This window comes from Chloroflexota bacterium (genome assembly GCA_014360825.1).
In the GTDB taxonomy this organism is placed as follows: domain Bacteria; phylum Chloroflexota; class Anaerolineae; order UBA2200; family JACIWT01; genus JACIWT01.
In genome coordinates, this window is the sequence record JACIWT010000039.1 from 1 (window position 1) to 7,575 (window position 7,575).

Sequence of the window (7,575 nt, forward strand, 5' to 3'; positions counted from 1 at the left end):
TCCAGCGTCCATATCGCTCCGGTTCTAAAGTGTTCAGATCCACTCCGGCCAATTCTAATACTTTCTGTACGTATTGAGAATATCCATACCCCAGAAACTGTATAGTATGTCCTGGACACCGTGCAAGGGCGACTTGACTAAATAGCGAGTTATCCTCATAATATAAGTGTACAGTCGGCTGGAAACAGTCGGGGAAACATTGGGGGCGTGGTGCAGCGGCCGAGCATACCTCCCTGTCAAGGAGGAGATCGCGGGTTCGAATCCCGTCGCTCCCGCTAACAGCAGAAATTGTTTTTGGAGAGACTTCCTCAGATAGAGCCCATTCGCCTCTGAATGGAAAGGCCCCGCTTTGTTTTCTAACTCAGGTAATCTTTCAGTTTCCGGCTTCGCGTGGGGTGGCGCAATTTGCGCAGTGCTTTGGCCTCGATTTGGCGCACGCGCTCCCGCGTAACGCCGAATTTCTGTCCTACCTCATCTAGCGTTCGGCTTTGCCCATCTTCCAAACCGAAGCGAAGAGATAATACACGCCGCTCCCGCGAACTCAATGAGTCCAAGATATCTTGCATCTGCTCGCGCAACAGTTTCTTCGAAGTGGCATCGGCTGGACCGGGCATAGAATCGTCTTCGATAAAGTCACCGAGAGAGCTATTCTCCTCGACGCCGATGGGCATTTCCAATGACATAGGTTCCTGCGCAATGCGCATGATGCTGCGTACCTTAGAGGCTGCCCGTTTGAGCCGCCGCTGGAGTGCAGGATCGATGGGTTTTCCCTGTTGCCGCGCCTCCTCAATCTGCAAAACGTCCTCTGGCGGGAGCAGATCCATTTTGAGGGCAATTTCTTCGAATGTGGGCTCGCGACCCAATTCCTGAGAGAGGTCCCGTGAGACCCGAAGTAATCGGTTGATGCTCTCGACCATATGAACAGGGATGCGAATGGTCCGGGCATGCTCTGCGATAGCCCTGCTAATGGCCTGACGTATCCACCAAGTGGCATAGGTGCTAAATTTGTAGCCCTTGCGATAATCAAATTTCTCTACTGCTCGCAACAGGCCGATGTTGCCCTCTTGAATGAGATCAAGAAAAGACATCCCCCGCCCAAGATAGCGTTTGGCGACGCTGACCACCAAGCGTAGGTTGGCCTCAGCCAAGCGACGTTGCGCCAAATCACCCCAGCGGATGGCATCCTGCAATTCGCGGCGCGCTGCTTCATTCAGTTTGCCCCGCCGCAGTCGCTCCTGAGCATCTCGACCCATGACGATAAGTTCAGCCAGTTGGTTCTCTTCTTCTGCGGTCAAAAGCGGCACCCGACCGATTTCTCGAAGGTACATATGCACTGGATCATCTATTAATTCCTGCTCGGGCACGCCCGTTAGTGCATCTTCAAGCGTTTCTAGTTCCTCGAACTCCTGTTCAAGGATTTCTTCCTCTATTCCCTCCTCGGCTTTCTTTCCCCGGCGGGAGGTGGGGGTGGTATCCAAAATAGCGATGCCCATCTCCTGGAAAGCGTTGTATAAAGCATTCATCTCCGCCGGATCAGGCTCTTTTTGGTCCGCGAAGATAGCCTCGATATCCTTGCGAGTCACAAACTTCTGACGGAGACCCTTCGCAACCAGTTTGTCCTTTTTCTCTTCGCGTTCCTCTTCTGTCGTCATCCCCCAGACTCCCAGGTTCAATGAAGCGTTATCGCACAGCCCAGGGACCCTCGCTATTTCTTCGCCTGCTGAAAATGGTGCGGGCGTCCATTGCCCTCTGAAGGCATCTCAACTGCTCATTGACTTTATTCACTTGCTGGCCCCACTCACGCCGGGCCTCGTAGTTCCTTTCGGCACGCGCATCCTCGATTAAGAAGCGAAGGTTCTTGCCTTGGCGCTTCAGCCTTTCTTCGCGCAGCCGCAATGTGCAGTCAGTCACGGCGGCCTCCAGAGTCTCGTCGTCCAACTGAGTAAGAGGCTCTAAAGTGCTCAACAGTTCGTCCAGCACTGAACGCAGAGGCTCCGGTAGTGCTTCGCCAATAGCGCTGACTTTCACTTCTCCGCCCGCAGCGAGTTGCCGGATCGTGGTGAGTATTACTCGATATTCTACTGCAAGGAAATCATCCTCGTCAATTGGTGGTAGTCCCAGTTTCGTTAATGCCTCGTCGGCACGTTTGAGCGATGTGGAATTATACAAAAGCAATTGCAGGAAGTACTTCTCCAATCCTCGCAACACGCCTGGCACTGCGGACAGGCGTCCTCGTCGCTTCACAGGGGCACGCGGAACTCCGGGCCGCTTGCTGCCCCTCATTTGGGTACGAAGGGTTTTCTCATCCACTTTCACCAAGCGAGCGAGTTGCTGCAAATAGTGGGTTTGCATGACTGGGTCAACGATCTCGGCGATAGCCGGCAGAAGACGTGCTGCTGCTTCTGCTTTGCCTCGTGCCGTACTTGTGTCCAGATCAGAAGTCATCGCTTGGAAGTAATAGTCCATCACCGGTAGCGCTTGGTCTACGAGCAACTGCCAAGCCCTTGGATTCTCATGGATCACTTCATCGGGGTCACGCCCCTTGGGCAGGGTAATGACGAGGATCTCCGCCTCTAACCGGCCTTCGTAGCGGATCAGACCCCGCGCCGTCGGTACTGGAACCACCTCTTGGTCGAAAGCCTCCTTGGCCACCTCCACCCCACGGATAGTTGCTAAATCACCCGCAGCATCTGCGTCCAGCGCCAACGCCAACCGCTTGGTAAGTTTTTTGAGCACCTGGATCTGCTGTTCAGTCAGTGCCGTGCCCATTTGAGCAACCACATTACGCATCCCATACTGATGGGCCATGAGGACATCCATGTAGCCCTCGACAATGACGGCCAGATTGGCTTCGCGAATGGCATCCTTGGCCCGGTCAATCCCGTAGAGTACACTGCCTTTGTGGAAAAGGGGCGTTTCAGGGGAGTTCAGATACTTGGGAAGTGAATCATCCAGGGCTCTTGCGGCGAAGCCAATGACATGGCCCCGTATGTCGCAAATGGGAAACATCAATCGGCCGCGGAAGCGGTCATAATAACCGCCACCTTCTCGGGAGATCACTAGCCCGGCGGCTAGTAGATCATCCCATGTGTAGCCCCGGTTGGTCAAGTGATCTCCAAGGGCACGCCACTCGCCACGGGAGTATCCCAGCTGGAACGCCTTGATAGTCTCTAACGAAAGTCCTCGGCGCTCGAGATAATCACGGGCGTGGCGAGCCTCTTCACTTTCCAACAGCAATCCATGATAGTAGGCCGCGGCGACAGCATTGATCTTGCGCAGGCGATCGCGCTGCTGGCTCTCGGCTTCAGCCTCCGCGCTGGGCGGGGTGAGGCTGACTCCTGCCCGCTGGGCCAGGAGACGTAATGCCTCAGAGAAATCCATATTCTCGCGTTTCTGAATGAAGGTGAAAATATCGCCGCCAGTGCCGCACGCGCCGAAGCAGTGCCAGGTTCCTGAGTCAGGGAACACGACGAATGAGGGGGTTTTTTCTTGATGGAATGGACAGAGGCCTTTGTAATTGCGACCCGTTTTCTTGAGCGGAACGTAGGCGGAAATAATCTCCACGATATCCAAGCGCTCTTTTATGTCGTCAACGACGCTCACGTCTCACCGCCCTGGATATACCAATAGCTGCCCGGTCATCCTATCAGCAGCATAAACCAGGCCACTTGCACCATCCACTGTCAGCCCAAACACATCGGCCATCCCAGCGCCAGCGATTACTTTCTTTGGCGTCAGATCTCGTCCATCTAATGCGATCAAACCGGCCACATCCGTCACATAAACCATGTGGCTGACCGGGTCTACAGCCACGCCATAGGCCCATAAGAGCGGCATCTCGTACGTCCCTTCCCGGCGTGCCACCACCTCATTTGTAGTTACGTCAATGGCTGCCAGCGCCCCTAATTTCGGCGTCAGGGCATAGGTCACATACAGGCGACCCAATTCGACATCTAATGCCAAACCCTGTGGATGCCCCAGCCCGCCCAAGCGGATAGTGGCGATAGCCTCACCCTTTGTCGAGTCTATCACAGTCACCGAATCTTCGCCTGCATTGGCCACGAAGACGCGGTTTGTCCCTTCTTCACAGACGACGGCGTAAGGAGCGTCACCGGTGGAAATCGTTTCAATTATACCATAGGTCTCCGCCGAGAGCATAATCAGTGCATCATTCGCGGTGCTCGCAATGAACACGTGCTCCCCAGCGAGGGCTATGCCGCCCGGCCCTGGTATATCTTTCACCACATATAGCACACGTCCGCTTTGAGTGTCTATCACCGCGACGGAGTTTTCGTCCCAGCCAGCCACATACAATCGCTTGCGTTCGGGATCCACCGCTAGTCCCCGTATATCACTGCCCCCGCCCAACCGTCCACCTACCTGTCCCGTCCTCCGATCGAGAGTGAGAAGCCCACTCGGACCGGCGAGATAAGCCGTGTCATCCGCTATCGCTATGCTACTCACATCGGAGAGCGCACCCTGGCCAAAGATCCCCTGGGCTGGAAATTCACTGACCATTGAAGCCGCTAATTCATTGGGGACATACTCGCGCAGAGCAATAGGCAATCGCGAGGCATAGGGGCCAGTGATAACAGTGGGGTTGGGTGTAGGGGTAACACCCGTGCATACTTCGACTGACACGTCATCCACGTACATCACGGTCAGCCCACCATTTCCATCGTTGTAAACACCAAATTGGATGGTGATGCTTTGCCCTGCAAACCCGGTCAAATCATGGCTATGATAGATCCATTCCTGTGTGTTCGAACCCACCCAAAAGATATACGAATTACCCCCGCTGTGCCTGATGAAGGCATATTGGCGATCATGACTCGTGTCGTCGGATCGCGGGTAGTACCAGAAGGACAAGGTGGCGCGTGTAACACCCGAGGGAATAGTGATAGTCTGCCGCGCATCGGAGTAACTGAGCACATTCGTGCCAGATTCGATGCCACACCGCAAGGCACGCTGCCCAGAGCGCACCTGGGTGGCGGAGTAGCCCGATGTGTAGGCCGTGGGTATCAGATACCAGCCGATGTCCTCCTCAAATCCGCCATTTTGGATCGCTTCCGTGCAGTTGGGTGCCGGTGTAACCGTGGCAGCAATAGTTGGTGTACAGGTAAAGGTAGGTAGGGGAGTGGACGTCATGGTCAGAGTGGGTATGAGTGCCGTCGTGCTGGTCTGAGTAGGCGTGGCGCTGGGCCCTGGTGAATTAGATGGAGAAGGTGTCGGTGAAGGGGTGGCCGTTGTCGTAGGTGTGGGTGTTGGTTGAGGGCTGCATACTTCTACCGACACGTCGTCCACATACATGCATGTCAAGCCGCCTGCGCCGTCGTTCTTGACCTCGAAATGCACTCGAATGGTCTGGCCAAGATAGGCATTTAGGCTATAAGTGACAGGTATCCACGTTCTCGCATCTGAGCGGACCCAAAGAACGCTATCCAGTACAGCACCGTATTCGTTGGTGACAAGCGCCGCTTGCCAGTCGTTTGCTATATCACCGGAAACAGGATAATACCAGAAACGCAACGTGGCCGAGGATGCATCAGAGGGAATCGTAATCGTCTGCTTGGCTGACGAGTGACTGTAGATATTCGTGCCTGATTCGATGCCCAGCCGCATGGAGCGCACGGGTGAATGGGCTTGTGTAGTAGAATAGCCGGCCGGGTATGCCGTGTTTGGGATGTACCAGCCCGTGTCAGTTTCGAAATCGCCGTTCACGATCAAATCTCTGCAACCAGGCGAGGGCGTTGGAGTGGGTGTCAACAGAACTGGCGTATTCGTAAGCGTTGCCGTCGGTGTAGCAGAGGCAGTGGTAGTTGGCGTAGGGGTACCAGTCTCTGTGGGTGTCGGGGGTGTGAGCACGGGTTCGAGTGTGAAGGTGAGTGAAGGAGTGGGAGATCCAGTAGGCGTAGTCGCCGGCACTGTAGGGGTGCTTGTGGGAGTGCGTGTCCTGGTTGGAGTACGAGTAACAGTGGGTGCTACGACATTGATAGGCGCGACGTTGGTCAGAGGCGCAATGATAGCATTGCTCGCTGTAGCCGAGACGCTATTGTAATACATCCCACTGCCCACTGCCGTAGCCTGGAAGCGGATGCATAGTGTCCCTGGCGCAGTCACCGGGGTCTTATCCAGAGCGGCGACAGAATCATATTGCCAGTGATGAGTGCCATCGCGGTACACGAAATCCCACATCCACCAATCGCCTTTCGGGTCTACCAACTCGTAGGGGCACACACCCAGCACTTCGGGCCAACGAGCCCAGTAATCTCCCAGCGCCCGCTTGATATAATCAGCCCGGTTCTCCTCACCGATGGGCGGGTAGCCCTCAAATCCGAAATTGTTTTGACCCAGTGCGTAGCCGGTTTCCGTGAGCAGCACTTGAACGTTCGTTCGCCCGTGAGCGGCCAGGCGATCGAGTTCGAGTTTGTAACTATCAATGGTGGCATCAATATAAGTGGCTGTGCCGTCGTGGATATTGTATTCCGGTGGATGATTGCCTGGATAGGGATGAGAAGCCCACAGATCAAAGGCTTGCATCGCTCCGGGGACGGTCGCCATGCCGTCAATGAAAGCCAGGTTATTGTAATTGCCGCCGGGTGAGAGCGCACCGTTGAGGATGCGGATGCGCGGGTCTCCGATGGCCCGAATGGCAGCAGCAACATCTACCAGAAACTCTGCATACTCCACCGGGTCAGGCCGTCCACTCCACTCAATGTCCAGATTCGGTTCGTTCCATATCTCAATGTAAAGAGGGCGGCTTTCGCGACGGGGCAGCCCTTCCACCACTCGCCGATAAGCCTGTGCTATAGAAGTGTAGTCTCCCGGGGCGTCGGGTTCTGGCTTGTTCCAATAAGGGCCGCCATGCGTTCCCTGTAAGCGTACGATAGGGATCAAATTGCGGTTGTACGCCTCATTCACAAAATCTACCCAACAACTCTGTGGCCCGGTGGTTTGTGGGGTGATCCAGTAGAAGAGTTGTTTGACGTAGGAATTTGGTCCAGCCAGTTGCAGCGCTTTGTCGAGTTGGTACTTGATGTAGTTCCGCTCGCAGCGATCATGGACAAAAGTGTGGATGCCATAATGACTAGTCGTGCGTGCTGAGGGGACAGTGAGATTGCTCCAAGTGAGATTGCGACCGCTGATCGAGGGATTGGGATGGCCGATGACCGTGCCGTTGCTGATAAGACTCGCGGAGCCGGGGCGGTAAATGAAACCGACTGGGAGGGTGTCCACGACCGTTACACCGATTGCACTTTGATCTCCGGAGTTGGTGAGGGTGATCTCGTAGGTCACGATGCCGCCACTGGGCACCGTGCCGGGAGATGCGGTCTTACTCATGACTACGTTGGGACCCGTAGTGGCTCCCACCATAGTCGAATTGCAGACAAACAAAAGAACGATTGCTATTGATGGTAGTACTTTACGCAACATGTATGATGCATCCCCAAGGTCAAGTCAGGTTTTTCCTGTAAAATAGGCGACGTAGGTACGCTATGATCAGTACAGCCCTCCTATGTGTTGTACAATGGCAATCCGAGTTCGCGGCGCAGGAGATGCAGTTGTTGCTGCTCC

3 protein-coding genes and 1 tRNA gene are annotated in these 7,575 nt (G+C 55.0%); 1 reads left to right on the forward strand and 3 read right to left on the reverse strand.

The annotated features are described in order from the left end of the window. Window positions 1–201 precede the first annotated feature (201 nt). Window positions 202–275, forward strand: a tRNA-Asp gene (locus H5T64_13015). Between the two features lie 81 nt (window positions 276–356). On the opposite strand, the gene rpoD is transcribed toward H5T64_13015, so the two are convergent. The 3 genes from rpoD to H5T64_13030 are packed head-to-tail and all read right to left on the reverse strand — an operon-like array spanning window position 357 to window position 7,434. Then, the gene (rpoD, locus tag H5T64_13020) at window positions 357–1,652 is read right to left on the reverse strand and encodes an RNA polymerase sigma factor RpoD (protein ID MBC7265258.1); all 1,296 of its coding nucleotides are present in this window, start codon (window positions 1,650–1,652) and stop codon (window positions 357–359) included. A gap of 28 nt (window positions 1,653–1,680) precedes the next feature. Continuing rightward, window positions 1,681–3,603, reverse strand: coding sequence for a DNA primase (locus H5T64_13025; protein ID MBC7265259.1), 1,923 nt, complete (start codon window positions 3,601–3,603; stop codon window positions 1,681–1,683). Window positions 3,604–3,606: 3 nt separating this feature from the next. Then, window positions 3,607–7,434, reverse strand: a complete 3,828-nt coding sequence (locus H5T64_13030) for a DUF11 domain-containing protein (GenBank protein ID MBC7265260.1) — start codon at window positions 7,432–7,434, stop codon at window positions 3,607–3,609. Between the last annotated feature and the right edge of the window lie 141 nt (window positions 7,435–7,575).

Coding starts and splice junctions, on each gene's coding strand:
- H5T64_13030 (MBC7265260.1), bottom strand. CDS start 7,434: ATGTTGCGTAAAGTACTACCATCAATAGCAATCGTTCTTTTGTTTGTC.
- rpoD (MBC7265258.1), bottom strand. CDS start 1,652: ATGACGACAGAAGAGGAACGCGAAGAGAAAAAGGACAAACTGGTTGCG.